General features: G+C 72.0%; 16 protein-coding genes. 13 read left to right on the top strand and 3 right to left on the bottom strand.

The genetic code is table 11. The annotated features are described in order from the left end of the window. The first annotated feature begins 42 nt into the window (after positions 1–42). From murD to IT780_RS32005, 8 genes are all read left to right on the top strand, one after another. Complete coding sequence (gene murD / locus IT780_RS32040) at positions 43–1,395, top strand: UDP-N-acetylmuramoyl-L-alanine--D-glutamate ligase (RefSeq protein ID WP_199515564.1); 1,353 nt, start codon at positions 43–45, stop codon at positions 1,393–1,395. Positions 1,396–1,745: 350 nt separating this feature from the next. Then, positions 1,746–2,711, top strand: coding sequence for a MurR/RpiR family transcriptional regulator (locus IT780_RS32035; RefSeq protein WP_199515563.1), 966 nt, complete (start codon positions 1,746–1,748; stop codon positions 2,709–2,711). A gap of 100 nt (positions 2,712–2,811) precedes the next feature. After that, entirely contained in the window at positions 2,812–4,245 is a 1,434-nt protein-coding gene (gene ngcE / locus IT780_RS32030) for an N-acetylglucosamine/diacetylchitobiose ABC transporter substrate-binding protein (RefSeq protein ID WP_199515562.1), read from the top strand. A gap of 52 nt (positions 4,246–4,297) precedes the next feature. Then, complete coding sequence (locus IT780_RS32025; protein WP_199515561.1) at positions 4,298–5,209, top strand: carbohydrate ABC transporter permease; 912 nt, start codon at positions 4,298–4,300, stop codon at positions 5,207–5,209. Positions 5,210–5,228: 19 nt separating this feature from the next. Further along, on the top strand, positions 5,229–6,161 hold the full coding sequence (locus IT780_RS32020; RefSeq protein ID WP_199515560.1) for a carbohydrate ABC transporter permease: 933 nt from the start codon (positions 5,229–5,231) through the stop codon (positions 6,159–6,161). An 81-nt stretch (positions 6,162–6,242) separates the two neighbouring features. Further along, entirely contained in the window at positions 6,243–6,944 is a 702-nt protein-coding gene (locus IT780_RS32015) for a nucleotidyltransferase family protein (protein WP_199515559.1), read from the top strand. A gap of 55 nt (positions 6,945–6,999) precedes the next feature. Further along, positions 7,000–8,799 carry a bifunctional 3'-5' exonuclease/DNA polymerase gene (locus tag IT780_RS32010; protein ID WP_372443849.1) on the top strand — a complete coding sequence of 600 codons (1,800 nt, stop codon included), beginning with the start codon at positions 7,000–7,002 and terminating at the stop codon, positions 8,797–8,799. A gap of 123 nt (positions 8,800–8,922) precedes the next feature. Continuing rightward, positions 8,923–9,465 (top strand): NUDIX hydrolase, encoded by a 543-nt coding sequence (locus IT780_RS32005; protein ID WP_199515558.1) that lies wholly within the window; start codon positions 8,923–8,925, stop codon positions 9,463–9,465. Between the two features lie 6 nt (positions 9,466–9,471). Here the strand turns inward: IT780_RS32005 and IT780_RS32000 are convergent, their stop codons facing one another. Together IT780_RS32000 and IT780_RS31995 are read right to left on the bottom strand one after the other, a co-directional pair. Continuing rightward, entirely contained in the window at positions 9,472–10,155 is a 684-nt protein-coding gene (locus IT780_RS32000) for a response regulator (protein ID WP_199515557.1), read from the bottom strand. Further along, positions 10,152–11,285 (bottom strand): sensor histidine kinase, encoded by a 1,134-nt coding sequence (locus tag IT780_RS31995; RefSeq protein WP_307831493.1) that lies wholly within the window; start codon positions 11,283–11,285, stop codon positions 10,152–10,154. Before IT780_RS31995 ends, IT780_RS32000 begins: the two co-directional genes overlap by 4 nt. Positions 11,286–11,654: 369 nt before the next feature. On the opposite strand from IT780_RS31995, the gene IT780_RS31990 reads away from it, so the two are divergent. From IT780_RS31990 to IT780_RS31970, 5 genes are all read left to right on the top strand, one after another. After that, complete coding sequence (locus IT780_RS31990) at positions 11,655–12,119, top strand: DUF1707 SHOCT-like domain-containing protein (protein ID WP_199515555.1); 465 nt, start codon at positions 11,655–11,657, stop codon at positions 12,117–12,119. 92 nt (positions 12,120–12,211) lie between these two features. Further along, complete coding sequence (locus IT780_RS31985) at positions 12,212–13,033, top strand: metal-dependent hydrolase (RefSeq protein WP_199515554.1); 822 nt, start codon at positions 12,212–12,214, stop codon at positions 13,031–13,033. 40 nt (positions 13,034–13,073) lie between these two features. Next, the gene (locus tag IT780_RS31980; RefSeq protein WP_199515608.1) at positions 13,074–15,680 is read left to right on the top strand and encodes an MGH1-like glycoside hydrolase domain-containing protein; all 2,607 of its coding nucleotides are present in this window, start codon (positions 13,074–13,076) and stop codon (positions 15,678–15,680) included. Between the two features lie 10 nt (positions 15,681–15,690). Then, positions 15,691–16,521 (top strand): LLM class F420-dependent oxidoreductase, encoded by an 831-nt coding sequence (locus IT780_RS31975; protein ID WP_199515553.1) that lies wholly within the window; start codon positions 15,691–15,693, stop codon positions 16,519–16,521. Further along, positions 16,518–16,901 carry a TIGR03668 family PPOX class F420-dependent oxidoreductase gene (locus IT780_RS31970; RefSeq protein ID WP_307831492.1) on the top strand — a complete coding sequence of 128 codons (384 nt, stop codon included), beginning with the start codon at positions 16,518–16,520 and terminating at the stop codon, positions 16,899–16,901. Before IT780_RS31975 ends, IT780_RS31970 begins: the two co-directional genes overlap by 4 nt. Here the strand turns inward: IT780_RS31970 and IT780_RS31965 are convergent. After that, positions 16,898–17,842: a DUF4034 domain-containing protein gene (locus IT780_RS31965; protein ID WP_199515551.1), complete on the bottom strand. Its 945-nt coding sequence runs from the start codon at positions 17,840–17,842 to the stop codon at positions 16,898–16,900. The genes IT780_RS31970 and IT780_RS31965 overlap by 4 nt on opposite strands. Positions 17,843–17,919: the final 77 nt, after the last annotated feature.

Here is a 17,919-nt window from a genome sequence, read left to right as displayed (position 1 = left end):
CGACGGGCAATACTAGTGCGACTCGACAAAGGGAGTTTCGCTGTGCGCCTGGCAGACCTGCGCGGACGTTCCGTAGCCGTCTGGGGTACCGGCCGTGAGGGCCGGGCCGCCGTGACCGCGATTGCCGCGCATGGGCCCGCGCGCCTGATGGCGGTGGACGACAGCGCGAACTTCCTGTCCGTGCCGTGGGAGGGCGAGCTGGCCGCGCTGGCGCCGCTGGCCGGGGGAGAGCACGCGTTCCCCACGCTCGCCGCGGCCGACGTCGTGGTGCGCTCGCCGGGCGTGCCGCAGACCCACCGGTGGATGGCCGACCTGCGGGGCCGCGGGGTGACGATCACCGGCGGCAGCGCGCTGTGGATGGCCGACAACGCCCGGAAGACCGTCGGCGTCACCGGCAGCAAGGGCAAGAGCACCACGTCGGCGCTGATCAGCCACCTGCTGGCCGCGGTGGGCCGGCCGAACGTCTTCGGCGGCAACATCGGCGTGCCGCTGCTCGACCTGCCGCCCGCCGAGCAGTACGTGCTCGAGCTGTCGAGCTACCAGTGCAGCGACCTGACCGACTCGCCGCGGGTGGCGGTGGTGACCTCGCTGTTCCCCGAGCATCTGGACGCGCACGGCGGTGAGCGCGAGTACTACCGGGACAAGCTGAACCTGCTCGCCCACGGGCCGGAACTGATCGTGGTCAACGGCGCCGACGAGCGGCTCGTCCGTGAGACCATCGCGGCGCGCGACCTCAACGGTTTCCCGGCGATCCCGGCCGGCGCCGGCGACTCGCGGTTCCGCATCGACGACGACGAGCTCGTCTACTGCAGCGACGAACCGCTGTTCCACCGCGACACCCTCAAGCTGCGCGGCAAGCACAACGGCCGGAACCTGTGCGTGGCCCTGGCCGTGCTCGACGGGATCGGCGTGGACGTGCTGGGCAGCGTCGAGGAGCTGCGCGTGGCGGTCGCGTCGTTCGAGGGGCTGCCGCACCGGCTGGCCGAGATCGAGGATCCGTCCGGGCTGACCTTCGTCGACGACACGCTCTCCACGAGTCCGTATTCGGCCATGCACGCGATCGACGCGTACGAGGGCCGTCCGCTGACCGTCCTCGTCGGCGGCACCGACCGGGGGCTGGACTACGCGCCCCTGCGTGAGCACCTGCGGGGCCGCGAGCTCACGATCATCGGCCTGCCCGACAGCGGCCCGCGGATCCTCGAGGAGCTGGCCGGGCTGCCCGGGGTGCGGACCGAGCCGGCCGAGGACCTGCCCGCCGCCGTACGCCTGGCCCGCAAGCTGACCCCGTCCGGCGGTGTGGTGCTGCTGTCCCCGGCGGCGCCCAGCTACGGCCGGTTCCGCAACTTCGAGCACCGCTCCGAGGTCTTCGCCCAGGCGGTCCGCGACAGCGCTTAACCGGTTCTGGGCAGAATTTTTGCCACGCCCCCGAAACGCCCTCGTCATCGCGAGGGCGTTTCACATTGGGGGGTCGAATCGTCCTCCGGTCGGCCGCAGCATGCGGCCGGGGGAGTCGCCATGGGCCGAACGGCCGATGAGCAAAACGGCACAGACCGCACCATGTGATGGCGGTCACGCCGTATGCGTCATATAGGGATCGACATACGTCAACCGACCGTCGTTCGCCCGCTGTGGGGCGGCTGCTCTTGGTAACGGTTTGAAAACTTCGCCCACAGTCTTGACAGAAAGGGGCCCGCAGTAAGAACTTTTACCGCGACAGTTAACACTCCTACCTGAGGGGACGGCCCATGGTCGAGCCGGATGCGGACGGCGCCGCGATGACAGCGGTCGTCGACTCGCTGGTGCGCGACCAGGCGCCCGCCCTGTCGAACAACGACGGGGTCCTCGTCCGGGTCCGCACGCTGCTGCCGGAGTTCACCGGCGCCCTGCAGCGCGTCGCCGAGCAGGTCCTCACCAACCCCGCCGCCGCGTCCCGCGCGACGATCGTCGAGCTGGCCGAGCGCAGCGGCACCTCGCCCGCCACGGTCACCCGCTTCTGCCGGGCCCTCGGCTTCGACGGGTACGCGGACCTGCGGCTCGGCATCGCCGCGGAGAGCGGCCTGGCCCGCTCCGCGGGGTGGACCGTCGACATCGGCCGCGAGATCCAGCCCGGCGACCCGCTGGACCGGGTGCTCGCCCAGATAATGGCCGCCGATACCCGCGCGATGCACGACACCGCCGCGCTGCTCGACCTCGCCGAGGTGGAACGGGCCGCCGTCGCCATCGCCGGCGCCCAGCGAGTCAACATCTTCGGCGCCAGCGGCAGCGCGCTGGTCGGCGAGGAGATGCAGTTCAGCCTGCACCGCATCGGCGTCGCCGCCTGGGCCTGGACCGACGTGCACAACGGCCTCGCCAGCGCCGCCCTGTCCCGGGCCGGGGACGTCGCGCTGGGCATCTCGCACAGCGGCGAGACCGGCGAGACCATCGAGCTGCTCGCCGAAGCCAGCAGCCGAGGCGCGACCACGATCGCCCTGACCAGTTTCCCGGCCTCGCCCCTCGCCGAACTGGCCGACATCGTCCTGCTCACCGCCACGCAGGCCACCACCTTCCGGCCCGACGCGCTCTCCGCGCGGCACCCCCAACTGGTCGTGCTGGACCTGCTCTACGTCGCCGTCGCCCAGCGGACCCACGAACGTTCGCACGCGGCCTTCCAGCGCACCGCGCAAGCCGTCCACGGCCACAAAGCCGTCAAGGACGGGGGTTCCGCACCTTGAAGACGAACGTCCCTATGAACCGTCCTTTTCTCATCCGGTCCGGCGGCACGCGCCGTCGCCGGCCGACCCGGCACCGCATCAACATCTGAGGAGAAAGCGAATGTCCGAGATCTTCAAGCCCGAGGTCGACCGCCGGACGCTGCTGCGCCGCGTGGCCGCCGTGGGCCTGCTGGCCACCCCCGCCGTCGGCATGCTGAGCGCGTGCGTCGGTGGCGGCGACAGTGACGACGACAAGGCCGACAAGCCGGCCGGCACCGTCTCGGCGACGAACCCGCTGGGCATCAAGGAGGACGCGCCGCTGGAGATCGTGATCTTCAACGGTGGTCTCGGCACCAAGTACGCCACGGACGTCGACATCCCGTCGTACAACAAGCTCTTCCCGAACTCCAAGGTCACGTTCAACCAGACCGAGGAGATCTCGACCGTCGTGCAGCCGCGGTTCACCGCGGGCAACCCGCCGGACATGATCAACAACTCCGGCTCGAAGCTGATGGACCAGGGCGCCCTCGTCCAGGCCGGCCAGGTCCAGGACCTGACCGACCTGTACGCCGCCCCGTCGGTCGACATCGCCGGCAAGACGGTCAAGGACACCCTGATCCCGGGCACCGTCGAGCAGGGCACGTTCAACGACAAGCCGTACGTGCTCAACTACGCGTTCACGGTCTTCGGCCTCTGGTACTCCGGCAAGCTGTTCAAGGACAACGGCTGGACCGTGCCGGCGACCTGGGCGGACTTCACCAAGCTGCTCGACGCCATGAAGGCCAAGGGCATCACCCCCTACGGGTACGCCGGTGCCAACGCGCCGTACTACCAGTACACGGTGATCCTGACCAGCGCCGCGAAGATCGGTGGCGCCGACATCCTCAAGAACATCGACAACCTCGAGGACGGCGCCTGGACCAACGACGCCGTCAAGCAGGCCGCGGCCGCGTGGGCCGAAATCGGTGCGAAGTACTCGGACAAGGCGTTCCTCGGCCAGAAGCACACCGAGGTCCAGCTCAAGCAGAACCAGTACAAGGTGGGCCTCTACCCCTCCGGCTCCTGGCTGGAGAACGAGCAGGCCAAGGACACCCCGGACGGCTTCGACTACCAGCTGATGCCGCTCCCGAGCGTCACCACCGCCGACAAGCTGCCCGTCACCGCGCTCTACGCCGCGGCCGGCGAGCAGTACTTCGTCGCCGCCAAGGGCAAGAACCCGCGCGGCGGCATGGAGTTCCTGCGCCACATGCTCTCCAAGGCCGGCGCTGTGGGCTTCACCCAGCTGACCAAGACCCTCACGGTCGTGGCCGGCGCCACCGACGGCATGGAGATCAGCCCCGGTCTGACCTCCGGCAACAAGGCCCTCGGCGCCGCCGGTGCCGACACCTTCAGCTTCCGCTTCGACACGTGGTACAAGAAGCTGGACGACGAGCTGCGCGCGGCGACCAACGAGCTGATGTACCAGGGCGGCTCCGCCGACAAGTTCTGCACGCGGATGCAGAAGGCCGCGGACGCGGTCAAGAAGGACTCCTCCATCGAGAAGTTCAAGCGCTGATCTCCCCCTCGACGACGACCTGATCCGCGACCACGAACGGAGCACGAGAACCATGAAGCACGGCAGGTACCCGTTCATCATCGGCTTCCTGATCGTGCCGGTGGCCATCTACGGCACGTTCGTGGTCGCGGCGTATCTTCAGGCGTTCCAACTGTCGTTCACCAACTGGCGGGGCTTCTCGCCGGACGTGAACTACATCGGCTTCGACAATTTCACGAAGCTGTTCCAGGACGACACGTTCTGGAAGGCGATCCGGCACCACGCGCTGCTGCTCGTCTTCCTGCCCCTGTTCACCATCGTCCTGGCGCTCTTCTTCTCGTTCCTGCTCAACGTGGGCGGCGGGTCGAAGGGCGGGCGTACGCGTGGCGTCTGGGGGTCGAAGTTCTACCGCGTGGTGTTCTTCTTCCCCCAGCTGCTCGCGCTCGCCCTGGTGGCCGTCATCTTCGCCCGGGTGTACTCGCCCGACGAGAGCGGCCTGATCAACGGCATCCTGAACCAGTTCGGCTCGGGACCGGTGCTGTTCCTCGCCGACAAGAACCTGGCGCTCTGGTCGATCCTCGCCGTGCTCGTCTGGCAGGCGGTCGGCTTCTACGTGGTGCTGTTCTCGGCCGGCATGGGCTCCATCCCGACCGAGATCTACGAGGCCGCGGCGCTGGACGGCGCCACCCGCGGCACGCTGTTCTTCAAGGTGACGCTGCCGCTGCTGTGGAACACGCTGCAGGTCGCGTGGGTCTACCTCGGCATCGCCGCGTTCGACGCCTTCGCCCTCGTCAACGTCATGAGCGTGGACCGGGGCGGTCCGGACGGTGCGACCACCGTCCTGGGCCTCGAAATCTTCCGCAACATGCAGGACTACGCACAGTTCGGCTACGCCTCGGCGATGGGTGTCGTGCTGTTCTTCCTCACCATCACGTTCGCGGCGCTGACCCTGCGGGTCACCCGGCGCGAATCCGTCGAGCTCTGAGCCGCACCGGGAGCCTGAGATGACCAACCTGCGAACCGACGTTTCCGCACCGCCGCCCGGCACCGTGCCGTACCCCGGCCGCCGGCACGCCGCCACCGCGTCCGGCAGCAAGCGCGAGATCAAGCTCTTCAGCGGCTTCGCCCACGTCGCGCTGGCCGTGTGGGGCATCCTCGTGATCGCCCCGCTGATCTGGGTGGTCCTCGCGTCGTTCAAGAGCAACACCGAGATCTTCACGCACGCGCCGTTCAGCCTGCCGAGCAAGCTGTCGTTCGAGACGTACAAGACGGCGTGGACCGAGGCCCACATCGGCCGGTACTTCTTCAACAGCGTCTTCGTGGTCGCCCTGAGCACCACCGGCACCATGGTGTTCGGCTCGATGGCCGCGTACGTGCTGGCCCGCTACAAGTTCATCGGCAACCGCTTCATCTACTACCTGTTCGTGTCGGGGCTGGCGTTCCCGGTCTTCATGGCCATCGTGCCGCTGTTCCTGATCCTGCAGAACCTCAACCTGCTGAACACGTACACCGGCCTGATCCTGGTCTACATCGCCTACTCGCTGCCGTTCACCGTGTTCTTCATGACGGCGTTCTTCAAGACGCTGCCGGAACAGGTCGCGGAGGCGGCGATCGTCGACGGCGCCTCGCACACCCGGCTGTTCTTCCAGGTCATGCTGCCGATGGCGAAGTCCGGCCTGGTCAGCATCACGATCTTCAACGTGGTCGGCCAGTGGAACCAGTACCTGCTGCCGGTCGCGATCATGCAGGGCCAGGGCGCGGACCAGAAATGGGTCCTCACCCAGGGCATCGCGAACATCAGCGTCTCGGCGGGCTACCAGGCCAACTGGGCCGCGCTCTTCGCGGCGCTCACCCTCTCGATCCTGCCGATGATCCTGGTGTACGCGTTCTTCCAGCGGCAGATCCAGTCCGGCCTGACCGCGGGCGCGACCAAGTAACCACAGCTCGATCGGGCGGCGCCGTTCCTCGGGGAGCGGCGCCGCCCGTTCTTGTCGGACCCGTGTGGTCGCATGGCGGCCATGACGCTGCGAGCGGAACGCCACGACCTCCCGGACCGCACCGAGTTCCGCCTCCTGGACGTGGGCGACGAGCTGATCCCCGCGGTCCGCAAGTCCGCCTTCACCGCATCCGGCGGCCACTGGGCGCGCAGCTTCCCGCGCGACGCCCCGCACCTGGACCGGGCCTGGCACAACTTCCAGCGCCTGATCGAGCCGTGGCTGCGACAGGCCGCGGGCCTGGACCCCGTGCCGTGGGAGGACGCGCTCACCACCGTCTGCCGGCGCCTCGGCGACGCCCGGGCCGACTGGTGGCTGACCGGCAGCGCCGCCCTCGCCGTCCGCGGCGCGCCCCTCACCCCCGGCGACCTCGACCTCGTGGTCTCCGGCGCGGACGCCACCCGCGTCGGCGACCTGCTCCTCGACGGGCTGGTGGAGCCGGTCGCCGCCGTCGACTGGTTCTGCGAATCGTTCGGCCGGGCGGTGCTCGGCGCCCGGGTGGAATGGGTGGGCGGCGTCGGAGCGGTCGCGGACGACCCCGAACCCACCGACTTCGGCCCGGCCGCTGCCGCCCGGCTCGAGACCGTGCGCTGGCGGGGCTGGGAGATCCGGGTGCCGCCGCTCGACCTGCAGCGGGCGGTCACCGTACGCCGGAACCTGACGCGGCGTGCCGAGCTGATCGACGGCCTGTCCGGCGCGGATTGTCGTACCCCTGTTCCAGAATGAGTCCGTGCTGGTGGCGGTGGTGTTCGACGACGAGGGCGGGCGGGGTCCCGGATGGCTGCGGACCCTGCGCCCCGACGGCACGCCCGCGTCCGAGCCGCTCCGCGTCACCGACCTGCCCGCGGCGATCGCCGAGCGCGAAGCCGCCGACCACCCCCGCTGGCTCTGGGCGTCGACCACGGAGACATACCCGGCGCTGCTGCGCGCCGGCGTGCGCGTCGGCCGCTGCCACGACATCGAGCTGACCGAGGCGCTGCTGCTCGGCCACGCCGGCCGCTGGGGCGAGCCCCGGTCGCTGGCCGCGGCGTTCGCCCGGCTGACCGGGGTCGCGGTGCCGCCCGATCCGCCGCCGCGGGTGCCCGAGCCACCCGGGCTGGTGCAGGCGGCACTCTTCGACACCGGCGGCGGCCCGGGCGGCGCGCATGCCGCCGTGCTGGCGGTGGCCGCTTCCGCTACCTCCGCGCCCGCTGCCTCCGCGGCTTTTGCCGGATCCGGCGCGTCCGCCGGGTCTGCTGCCTCCTCGGCCGCTGCCTCCGCGGCTTCTGTCGGGTCCGGCGCGTCCGCCGGGTCCGCTGTCCCGGGGCTCGTTGTTCTCGACGCGCTCGTCCGGGTCTATGCCGACCAGCACCGCCGGGTCGGGGCGACCGCCCATCCGGGCCGCTTCGCCCTCCTCGTGGCCGCCGAGAACGCGGGCGCGCTCATCGGCGCCGAGATGGGGCACACCGGCCTGCCCTGGCGCGCCGACGTGCACGACGAGGTGCTGCGCGGCCTGCTCGGCGCGCCGCAGCCGGTCGGGCCGCCGCGCCGGCTCGCCGAGCTGACCGCCGAGGTCAACGCCGCCTTCGGCATGCACGGGCTGCACCCGGATTCGCCCGCCGAGGTGCTGCGCGCGTTCGCCAGGGCGGGCATCGACGTGCCCAACACCCGCGCCTGGGTGCTGAAGCGCGTGGAGCACCCGGCGGTCAAGCCGCTCCTGGAATACAAGGAGCTCTACCGCATCTGGGTGGCGCACGGCTGGACCTGGCTCGACGCCTGGGTCAGCGGCGGTCGGTTCCGCCCGGAGTACGTGCCGGGCGGCGTGGTCTCGGGCCGCTGGGCCACCCGCGGCGGCGGCGCGCTGCAGGTGCCCAAGGTGGTCCGCCGGGCCGTGGTGGCCGACCCCGGCTGGCGCTTCGTCGTCGCCGACGCCGGCCAGCTCGAGCCCCGCGTCCTCGCCGCGGTCTCCGGCGACTCCCGCCTCGCCGCCGCGGGGGAGGCCGACGACCTGTACGCCGCCCTCGCCGCGGACGCGTTCGGCGGCGACCGCCCCCGCGCCAAGGTGGCCCTCCTCGGCGCCATGTACGGCCAGACCGGCGGCGCGGCCATCCCCGCACTGGCGGTGCTGCGCCAGAGCTACCCGACCGCCTTCGAGTACGTCGAGGCCGCCGCCCGCACGGGCGAAGCCGGCGGTCTCGTGCGCTCCTGGCTGGGCCGCACCTGCCCGCCCGCCTCCACCGCCTGGCGCGACGCGGGTCTCGACCCACCCGAGGAAGCCGGGTCCGCCGAAGCCCCCCAGGGCGGCGCCCAGGGCCGGGCCCGCGGCCGGTTCACCCGCAACTTCGTCATCCAGGCCACGGCGGCCGAATGGGCCCTCGTCCTCCTGGCCACGTTGCGGACGGCCCTGACCGGTATGCGAGCCGAGATCGTCCTGTTCGTGCACGACGAGGTGGGGGTGCACTGCCCGGCCGAAGAGACGGACCGCGTCGTCGAGGCCGTACGGGACAGCGCGGCCCGGGCGGGCGAGCTCCTGTTCGGAGGTACGGAGGTGCGGTTCCCCCTCGACGTGTCGGTGGTCGAGTGCTACGCGGACGCGGCATGAATCCGGACCGCCCGCCCCGAAGCCGCCGGCGGACGCGGCGTGGATCCGGACCGCCCGCCCCCGGAGCTGCCGGCTGGGCCCGGCGGGCGCTGCGGGCTGGCCGGGTGACCGTAGGGTCGATGCGTGCCTGCATCCGACTATGTGAAGCGCCTGCGTGCCCACGTCGGCCACGACCTGCTCATGTTCCCGACCGTCAGCGCCGTGGTGGTCAACGACCGGGGGGAGGTGCTGCTCGGGCAGCGCAGCGACAACCACCGCTGGGCGCTGATCGCCGGGATGATGGATCCGGGGGAGCAGCCCGCCGACGCGGTGGTCCGGGAGGTGCTGGAGGAGACCGGCGTCCACGTCAAGGTGGAGCGCCTGGCCGGGGTGGCCCTGCACGAGGTCACGTACCCGAACGGCGACCACTGCCACATGGTCAACTCGTGGTTCCGCTGCCGGGCGGTGGGCGGCGAGGCCCGGGTGAACGACGCGGAGTCGATCGCGGTGGGCTGGTTCGCGCTGGATTCGCTGCCGGAGCTGACGCCGTTCGCCCACCAGCGGATCCGGACGGCGCTGGAGGACGCCCCGGCGTGGTTCGCCCAGCCGGGCGAGAGCATCGACGGCGGCCCGGCCCAGCCCGGGAAGCTCGGCGCCGGGAACGATCAGGACCGACAACCCGGATGAGGCCGGTCAGGCCAGCCAGCCGGGCCGGATCAGGCCGGCCTCGTAGGCGAGCACCACCAGCTGCGCCCGGTCCCGGACGCCCAGCTTGACCATCGTCCGGCTGACGTGGGTCTTCGCCGTCGCCGGGCTGATCACCAGGCGGGCCGCGATCTCGTCGTTGGAGAGGCCCTCGCCGACCAGCACCATCACCTCGCGTTCGCGGTCGGTGAGCTGCTGGAGGCGTCCCGCGTCCTCCGGCGGGCGGGTGGGACGGCCGCGGCCGCCCGGGGTGGCGAACTCGCCGATCACCCGGCGGGTGACGCTGGGTGACAGCAGGGCGTCGCCGGCTGCCACCGCGCGGACGCCGCGGAGGAGGTCGACCGGTTCGGTGTCCTTGACGAGGAAGCCCGACGCGCCGGTGCGGAGCGCCTCGAAGACGTACTCGTCGAGTTCGAAGGTGGTGAGGATGACCACCCGGGTGGCCGTGAGGTCCGGGTCCGCCGCTATCCGGCGGGTGGCCTCGAGGCCGTCGACGCCGGGCATGCGGATGTCCATGAGCACCACGTCGGGCCGGGTCTGCCGGGTGAGCTGCACCGCGGCGAGGCCGTCGGCGGCCTCGGCGACCACCTCGAGGTCCGGTTCGGCGTCGATGAGCGCGCGGAAGCCGGCGCGGACCAGCGCCTGGTCGTCGGCGAGCAGGACCGTGATCATGTGGTTCCTCCGGCGGGCGCGGCGGCGGGAATGGTGGGCAGCACGGCGCAGACGAGGTACCCGCCCTCGGCCAGCGGGCCGGCGGTGAGTGTGCCGCCCAGGGTCTCGGCGCGGGCCCGCATCCCCGCGATGCCCGACCCGTCGGACGGCGCCGCCCCGCCCGGGCCGGCGGCGGCGTCGGGTGAGGCGGGGGAAGCCGGGGAGACCGGCGGGCCGTCATTGCGGATCGTCACCCGCAGCTCGGTGGGGGCGTACTCGATCGCGACGTGGGCGGACTTGGCCGCGGCGTGGCGGCGGACGTTGGTGAGGGCTTCCTGCACGATGCGGTACGCGGCGCGGTCGACCTCCGCCGGCAGGGGCCGCTGCTGCCCGGACGTCGCCGTGGTGACCGGCAGGCCGGCGTCCGCGGTGAGGTCGGCGAGCCGGTCCAGGCCCAGGGCGGGCTGGCGGGGCGCGGCCTCCTCCTCGGGGCGCAGCGCGGCGAGGACGGACCGTACCTCGCGCAGCGCCTCGGCGGACGCCGTTTTGATCGCGGTGAGCGCCTCGCGGGCCTGTTCCGGGCGGCTGTCCATGAGGTGCAGGCCGACGCCGGCCTGCACGTTGATCAGCGACAGGTGGTGGCCGAGGACGTCGTGCAGCTCGCGGGCGATCCGCAGGCGTTCGTCGGCCGCCTGCCGGCGTTCCTGTTCCTCGCGGGCGCGGGCCCGTTCCGCGTTCGCCTTCGTCATCTCGGCCAGGTACTCGCCCCGGGCCCGGCCGGCCCCGCCGAGGAACATGGTCACGGCGAGGATGATCGCGGCGAGCACGGCCTCGCGGGGGCCGGGCCGGGCGTCCGCGGCCACGCCGAGCGGCCCCGCGAAGACGACGGTCACGGCCAGGTACGCGGCGTACGCGGCGGCGGTGACGGCCAGCGCGGGGCGTGCCCGGCCCGTCTTGACGGCCGTGAACAGCGCGATGATCGGCGCGACGGCGTACGTCCACGAGGGCTCCGACAACGCTGCGTACGCGACGCTCGCCGCGGCCGTGACGGCCAGCACCACGAGCGGCGCCCGCCTGCGCCAGGCCAGCGCGAGCGGGCCGATGAGCAGCAGCGCGCCGGCGAGGGCCGCGGTGGGCTGGGGGTGCGCCACGGCCTCCGACCAGTTCCCGAAGACGTGAAAGCACGCGGCACCGACAACTGCCCCGGGCCCGCTGCCGTGCCGGGCGGACCGGGGAGGTCGCCAGGGCGGCAGGTCACGCGATGAACTGCCACTCCACGGCGGCGAGCGGCGCTGGTTGTGCACGCGGTCGACGCTACGGCACCCGGGACCGGCCGGGCATCCACGCGCGGGGCGGTCCTGCCTGCGCCCGGGGGCGCAGGTGCGGTCCGGCGTGTACTCCGCAGGGCGTACGCCGCGGCGGCCGGGTGCTCCGCTCGCCGCGTACCGAATGCTCCGCCGGGCCGACGTGCTCCGGGCGCCGGACCGGCGACGCTGGAGGGACCACAACGGGAGGTCATCATGTATCCGAACGACGCCATCCGGTCCGGGTCCGCCCGGCTCCGGACCTCCGACTCGGAGCGGGAGCAGGTCGCCGAGGTCCTGCGGGCCGCGATGGCCGAGGGCCGGCTCACCCTGGAGGAGGGCGAGGAGCGGCTGGGCCAGGTGTACGCGGCGAAGTTCCGCGACGAGCTCCACCCGCTGACCGCCGACCTGCCCGACGGGGGCCGGGCCGCGCTGGCCCGCACGCCGCAGGCGCAGGCCGCGACACGCCGGGGCGTACGCCGCCACGCCGGGTTCGTCGTCGCCGTGGCGCTGCTGCTGACCGGCCTCTGGGCGCTGTCCGGTGCGCCGTTCTTCTGGCCGGCGATCCCGCTCGCGTTCCTGGTCATCGGCCTGATCCGGCACGCCCGGTACGGCGACCTCCGGCACGAGTACTACCACCGGCACCGCGTCGCGCCCTGGAACGGCCCCGGCTATCGGTGATCTTGGCCACTCCACAGTAGACGTGGCGGTCGTTGCCCGGCCCCCTCCCCGATGCGACAGTGTCGGCCTACGGGGAGGGGTGGGCAAAGATCATGATGGGTCCGTCGCACGCGCTGTCGGGCGCGTCGGTATGGCTGGCCGGCAGCTGGGCCCTGGACCACTTCGCGGGGTACGCCCAGAGCCCCCTGGCCGTGGCCGTCGGCGCCACGGTGTGCGCGGGCGGTGCCCTGCTGCCCGACCTCGACCTGTCCGGCAAGGTCACCCGCAACCAGGGCGGCGCCACGGTCGCCCGGACGTTCGGGGTGTTCTCGCTGTTCATCGCCGAGGTGGTCGAGAAGATCTCGCTGGGCGTCTACACCGCGACGAAGCTGAGCCGCGACCCCCGGCGTACCAACGGGCACCGGACGCTCACCCACACGCTGCCGTTCGCGGGCGGCGTCGGCTGGGGCACGACGACGCTGTGTGCCGCGTACGGGAAATGGGCGGTCGTCGCGATCGTCTTCTTCATGGCCGGCCTGGCGCTGCGCGGGCTGTTCGACTCGTGGGCCGAGCGCGCCGGCTGGCTGATCGTCACCGGCGCGGCCGCCGTGATCGCCTGGTTCACGGGCGCCAACCTGCCCGGCGACCGCGGCTACCCGATGCTGGGCTTCGCGGTCGGTGTGGGCTGCGTGGTGCACCTCTTCGGCGACATGATCACCAAGAACGGCGTACCGATCCTCTGGCCGATCCCGATGGGCCGGCGCATGTGGCGCATGGTGGGCGTGCCGAACGGCATGGCGGTCAAGGTCGGCGGCCGGGGCGAGACGATGGTGCTCCGGTCGATCTTCACGGTGGTGGCCGTGCTGGCGGTGCTCGGCATGTTCGCGCCGAGCGCGCTGCGCGACCTGGACCTGGAGAAATGGGCCGGAGGCTGAGATCGGCTAGGGTGCGGGTGTGGGGGTGAGCGACGGCGGCATGGCGGAGCGCGAGCGCCTGGCGCAGGCGGACTCCGGGGAGCGGCCGTGGCGCGCCTGGGGCCCGTACGTCGCCGAGCGCGCCTGGGGCACCGTCCGCGAGGACTACAGCGAGCACGGCACCGCCTGGGACTACTTCCCGCACGATCACGCGCGCTCGCGGGCGTACCGGTGGAACGACGACGGGATGGCCGGCGTCTGCGACGACCGGCAGACGTTCTGCTTCGCCCTGGCCCTGTGGAACGGCAAGGATCCGATCCTCAAGGAGCGGATGTTCGGGCTCGGCGGCGACGGCGGAAACCACGGCGAGGACGTCAAGGAGTACTGGTGGTACCAGGACTCGACACCCACCCACTCGTGGATGAGCTGGCGCTACCACTACCCGCAGGCCGCCTTCCCGTACGACGAGCTGGTCGCGGTCAACGGCCGGCGCTCCCGCGACGAGCCGGAGTACGAGCTCGTCGACACCGGCGTCTTCGACGACGACCGGTTCTGGGCGGTGACCGTCGACTACGCCAAGGCCGGCCCGCGCGACCTGTGCATCGTCGTCACGGTCTCCAACCGCGGCCCCGACGAGGCCACCCTGCACGTGCTGCCCACGCTGTGGTTCCGCAACACCTGGTCGTGGGGCCTGCCGAACCGGTCGGTCCCGCGCTTGACGGGTACGCCCGGCCGCATCGCCGGTGAGCATCGCAGCCTCGGCCACCTGACGCTGGTGGCCGACAGTGACGCCCCGGCGCTGATGTGCGACAACGAGACGAACTCCCAGCGGCTCTGGGGGCTGCCCGGCACCAGCATGTTCCCCAAGGACGGCATCAACGACTTCGTCGTCGGCGGGGCACCCACCGTCAACCCGGCCGGCGTCGGCACCAAGGGCGCCCTGCACCACCGGCTCACGCTGGCACCGGGGGAGACCCGGCAGATCCGGCTGCGCCTCACCGAGAGCGACGTGCCGGTGGAGCCGGACCTCGGCGAGGGCTTCGACACCGTCGTCGCCGCCCGCCGGGCCGAGGCCGACGAGTACTTCGCCGAGCTGATCCCCGCGTCGGCCTCACCCGAGGAGGCGGCCGTCGCCCGGCAGGGCATCGCCGGGCTGATGTGGGGCAAGCAGTTCTACCACTTCGACGTGAAGCAGTGGCTGCACGGCGACCCAGGGTCGGCGCCACCGCCGCCGGGCCGGCGCTACGGGCGTAACAACGCCTGGTGGCACATGAACAGCTTCGACGTCATCTCCATGCCCGACCCCTGGGAGTACCCCTGGTACGCAGCCTGGGACCTGGCGTTCCACGTCGTCACCATCGCGCGCGTCGACCCGGGCTTCGCGAAGGCCCAGCTGCTGCTGTTGCTGCGCGAGTGGTACATGCACCCCAACGGCCAGATCCCCGCGTACGAGTGGGCGTTCGGCGACGTGAACCCGCCGGTGCACGCGTGGGCGGCGCTGCGGGTCTTCGAGATCGACGGCGGCCGTGACCACGACTTCCTCGCCCGCGTCATGCACAAGCTGCTGCTCAACTTCACCTGGTGGGTCAACCGCAAGGACGTGGGCGGCAACAACGTGTTCGAGGGCGGCTTCCTGGGCCTGGACAACGTCGGCCCGTTCGACCGCTCCGCGGCGCTGCCCGTCGCCGGCGTGCTCGAGCAGTCCGACGGCACCGGCTGGATGGCCATGTACGCCCTCAACCTGCTCGACATGTCGATCCGCCTCGCCCTGCACGACCGCGCGTACGAGGACATGGCTACCAAGTTCTTCGAGCACTTCGCGTACATCGCGCAGGCGGCGTACCGGCAGGGGCTCTGGGACGACGAGGACTGCTTCTTCTACGACGTGCTGCGCCTGCCCGACGGCCACCGGATGCCGCTCAAGGCCCGCTCGATCGTCGGCCTGCTCCCGCTCGCGGCGACCACCCGGCTCACCGCGGCGACCCTCAACCGGCTGCCGGAGCTGGGCGCCCGGCTGCGCTGGCTGCTCGCCAACCAGCCGGATTACGCCGACGTCATCAGCGCCCGCCGGCTGTCCCGGGTCGGCGGCCAGCAGCGCCTGCTGTCCATGGTGGGCCAGGACCAGCTGCTGCGCATCCTCGCCCGGATGCTGGACCCGGAGGAGTTCCTGTCCCCGTACGGCCTGCGCACCCTGTCCCGCGCGCACCTGGAGAAGCCGTTCACGGTGTCGCTGGGCGGCTCCGACTTCACGGTCGGTTACGAGCCGGCGGAGAGCACCAGCGGCCTGTTCGGCGGCAACTCCAACTGGCGCGGCCCGGTCTGGATGCCGGTCAACTACCTGCTCATCGAGGCGCTCCGCGAGTTCGCCGCCTTCTTCGGCGACGACCTCCTGGTCGAATACCCGACGGGCGCGCAGACCAAGATGCCGCTCAGCAAGGTCGCCGACGACCTCTCCCGCCGCCTGGTCGCCCTCTTCGTCCCGGACGCCGACGGTCGCCGCCCCATCTACGGCGCCTGCGAGCTCTTCCAGACCCACCCGGACTGGAAGAACCTGATCTCCTTCCCCGAGTACTTCCACGGCGACAACGGCGCGGGCCTGGGCGCCTGGCACCAGACCGGCTGGACCGCCCTGGTCGTCGACCTGATCCTCGACCTGCACCGCCCATAGACTCGCGGGCATGGAGTTCGGAGTCGGATATTTCCCCACCCATGACGGCGTACGGCCCGGGGAGGTCGCGCGGCGGGTCGAGGAGCGGGGGCAGGATGCGTTGTTCTTCGCCGAGCACACCCATATCCCCGCGAGCCGGGAGTCGCCGTGGGGTGGCGGGGCGCAGCTTCCCCGGAAGTACTGGCACACGTACGACCTGTTCGTCTCGCTGACCGCGGCGGCGGAGGCGACGACCCGGCTGCGGGTGGGTGCCGGGGTGTGCCTGGTCGTCGAGCGGGATCCGATCGTCACCGCGAAGGAGGTCGCGTCCGTCGACCATCTGTCCGGCGGGCGGCTGGAGTTCGGGGTGGGCGCCGGGTGGAACCGCGAGGAGATGGCCAACCACGGCACCGATCCGCGCACCCGGATGGCGTTGCTGGGTGACCGGGTACGCGCCATGCAGGCGATCTGGACCCAGGACGAGGCCTCGTACGCCGGTCCGTTCGTCAGTTTCGACCGCATCTGGTCCTGGCCGAAGCCGGCGCAGAAACCATGGCCGCCCGTGCTGGTCGGCGGCGGCGGGCCGACCGTGCTGGATCGGGTGCTGGCGTGGGGTGACGGCTGGTTCCCGCAGTGGCACGACGAGAACCTGTTCGGCCGCATCGACGAGCTGCGGGCGCGCGCCGACCGGCCGCTGCAGGTGCAGGTTCTCAGCGTCCCGCCGGACCCGAAGGCGTTGGAGCAGCTGGAGAACGCCGGCGTGCACCGGGCGTCGTGCTGGCTGCCGTCGGGGCCGTGGAGCGTGGTGGAGCCGGCGCGGGAGAAGTGGGAGCGGGCGATCGCGGACCTGACCGGCCGGTGACGCCGGCGCAGCGGTTCGCCGCCGCCCGGGTGGCCCGGCTCGCCACGGTCACCCCGGGCGGCGCCCCGCATCTCGTACCGATCGTCTTCGCGCTCGTGGGCGATGTCGTGCACACGGCGGTCGACGCGAAGCCGAAGCGGCACCGCGCGCTGCAACGGCTGGTCAACATCGCCCACGAGCCGCGCGTGAGCGTGCTCGCCGACCACTACGACGAGGACTGGGCCACGCTGTGGTGGGTCCGCGCCGACGGCGTCGCGACGGTGAGCGAGGAGGCCGAGCCCGCGCTGCTCGCCAAATACCCCCAGTATCGGGACGCGCCGCCGCCCGGCCCGTTCCTGCGCATCGCCGTGCGACGCTGGACCGCCTGGTCCGGCTCCTAGAGGGAGGCCCGTGCCGACTCGTACGCCGTCGCGGGGTCGCCGAGGTAGTTCCAGATCCAGCCGCCGACCCGGTCGCCGAGCAGGTCGAAGACCCGGGCCGCCGCGGCCTTCTCGCCGGCCAGGTGCAGGCCCATCGCGAAGACGTTCGCGCGGGGGATCCAGCCGTACGCCGGTGTGAAGGCCGGGTGGAACACCGACTTCTCCGCCGCCGCGAGCATGTCGGCGCGGACCGGCTCCGCGGTGATGTACTCGTCGTCCTCGCCGCGGGACAGCGAGAGCCACTTCTCGATGTGGGCGATGACCAGCAGCTCCGGCAGGAGGCTGCCGTCCGGCGCCGCGGCCGTGGCCTCACGCGCGAAGGCGAACATCTCCGCGTCGCTGCCGAACCATTTGGCGCACAGGTACTGCAGCCGCTGCTCGTGGGCGACGACGTGGTGCGGGTGGCGCTTCACGACCTCGTCGAAGCGTGCCTGCGCCTCGTCCGCGTCGAGCTGGCGGCCGCGGGCGGAGGTGACCAGCCAGGTGCGGGCGGTCACGTCCTCGGGGTCCCGGGCGATGACCTCGTCCAGCGCGTTCTCGGCCATCCGGAGCCGGTTGTGGAACCGGCGGAACTGCTCCTCGCTGGTGTACTGCGCCTGCGCGGCGCCGCGCGCCTCCCACGCCCAGCCGACCGCGTGGCAGCCGCGGACCAGCAGCGGCAGCGTCGACTGCGGCTCGGCGTCGATCCACTCGCCGATCCACTCCTGCACGCCGTCGACCTTCCAGGCGACCTCCATCAGGTACGCGCGGGTGTCCGGCTCGGTCGCCCCGGCGAGCACGTCGCGGGCCGTACGCCAGTCGCGGGCGGTCAGCGCGTCGAGCAGTGCCCGGGCCCGCGGGTCACCGCCGGTGGGGTCGACGACGAGACCGGCCGGCTTCTCCCGGCGCTTGAACGGCCACATGTGGATCTCCCTTCGCTGCCGGGCGCCGATCTTAGGGGAGCGATGCCTCCCCGTGGGGGCGGACCGGGCCGGAGGGC

Source organism: Nucisporomicrobium flavum, from assembly GCF_016464385.1.
GTDB lineage: Bacteria > Actinomycetota > Actinomycetes > Mycobacteriales > Micromonosporaceae > Actinoplanes > Actinoplanes flavus_A.
Note: the sequence above shows the minus strand (reverse complement) of the source record. Positions and strands in the feature narration are given on the sequence as shown.

Bases quoted from the DNA above. Each gene is read 5' to 3' on its own strand.
- IT780_RS32035 (WP_199515563.1), top strand. From the start codon at position 1,746: ATGGTCGAGCCGGATGCGGACGGCGCCGCGATGACAGCGGTCGTCGAC.
- ngcE (WP_199515562.1), top strand. From the start codon at position 2,812: ATGTCCGAGATCTTCAAGCCCGAGGTCGACCGCCGGACGCTGCTGCGC.
- IT780_RS32025 (WP_199515561.1), top strand. From the start codon at position 4,298: ATGAAGCACGGCAGGTACCCGTTCATCATCGGCTTCCTGATCGTGCCG.
- IT780_RS32020 (WP_199515560.1), top strand. From the start codon at position 5,229: ATGACCAACCTGCGAACCGACGTTTCCGCACCGCCGCCCGGCACCGTG.
- IT780_RS32015 (WP_199515559.1), top strand. From the start codon at position 6,243: ATGACGCTGCGAGCGGAACGCCACGACCTCCCGGACCGCACCGAGTTC.
- IT780_RS32000 (WP_199515557.1), bottom strand. From the start codon at position 10,155: ATGATCACGGTCCTGCTCGCCGACGACCAGGCGCTGGTCCGCGCCGGC.
- IT780_RS31990 (WP_199515555.1), top strand. From the start codon at position 11,655: ATGTATCCGAACGACGCCATCCGGTCCGGGTCCGCCCGGCTCCGGACC.
- IT780_RS31985 (WP_199515554.1), top strand. From the start codon at position 12,212: ATGATGGGTCCGTCGCACGCGCTGTCGGGCGCGTCGGTATGGCTGGCC.
- IT780_RS31980 (WP_199515608.1), top strand. From the start codon at position 13,074: ATGGCGGAGCGCGAGCGCCTGGCGCAGGCGGACTCCGGGGAGCGGCCG.
- IT780_RS31975 (WP_199515553.1), top strand. From the start codon at position 15,691: ATGGAGTTCGGAGTCGGATATTTCCCCACCCATGACGGCGTACGGCCC.
- IT780_RS31965 (WP_199515551.1), bottom strand. From the start codon at position 17,842: ATGTGGCCGTTCAAGCGCCGGGAGAAGCCGGCCGGTCTCGTCGTCGAC.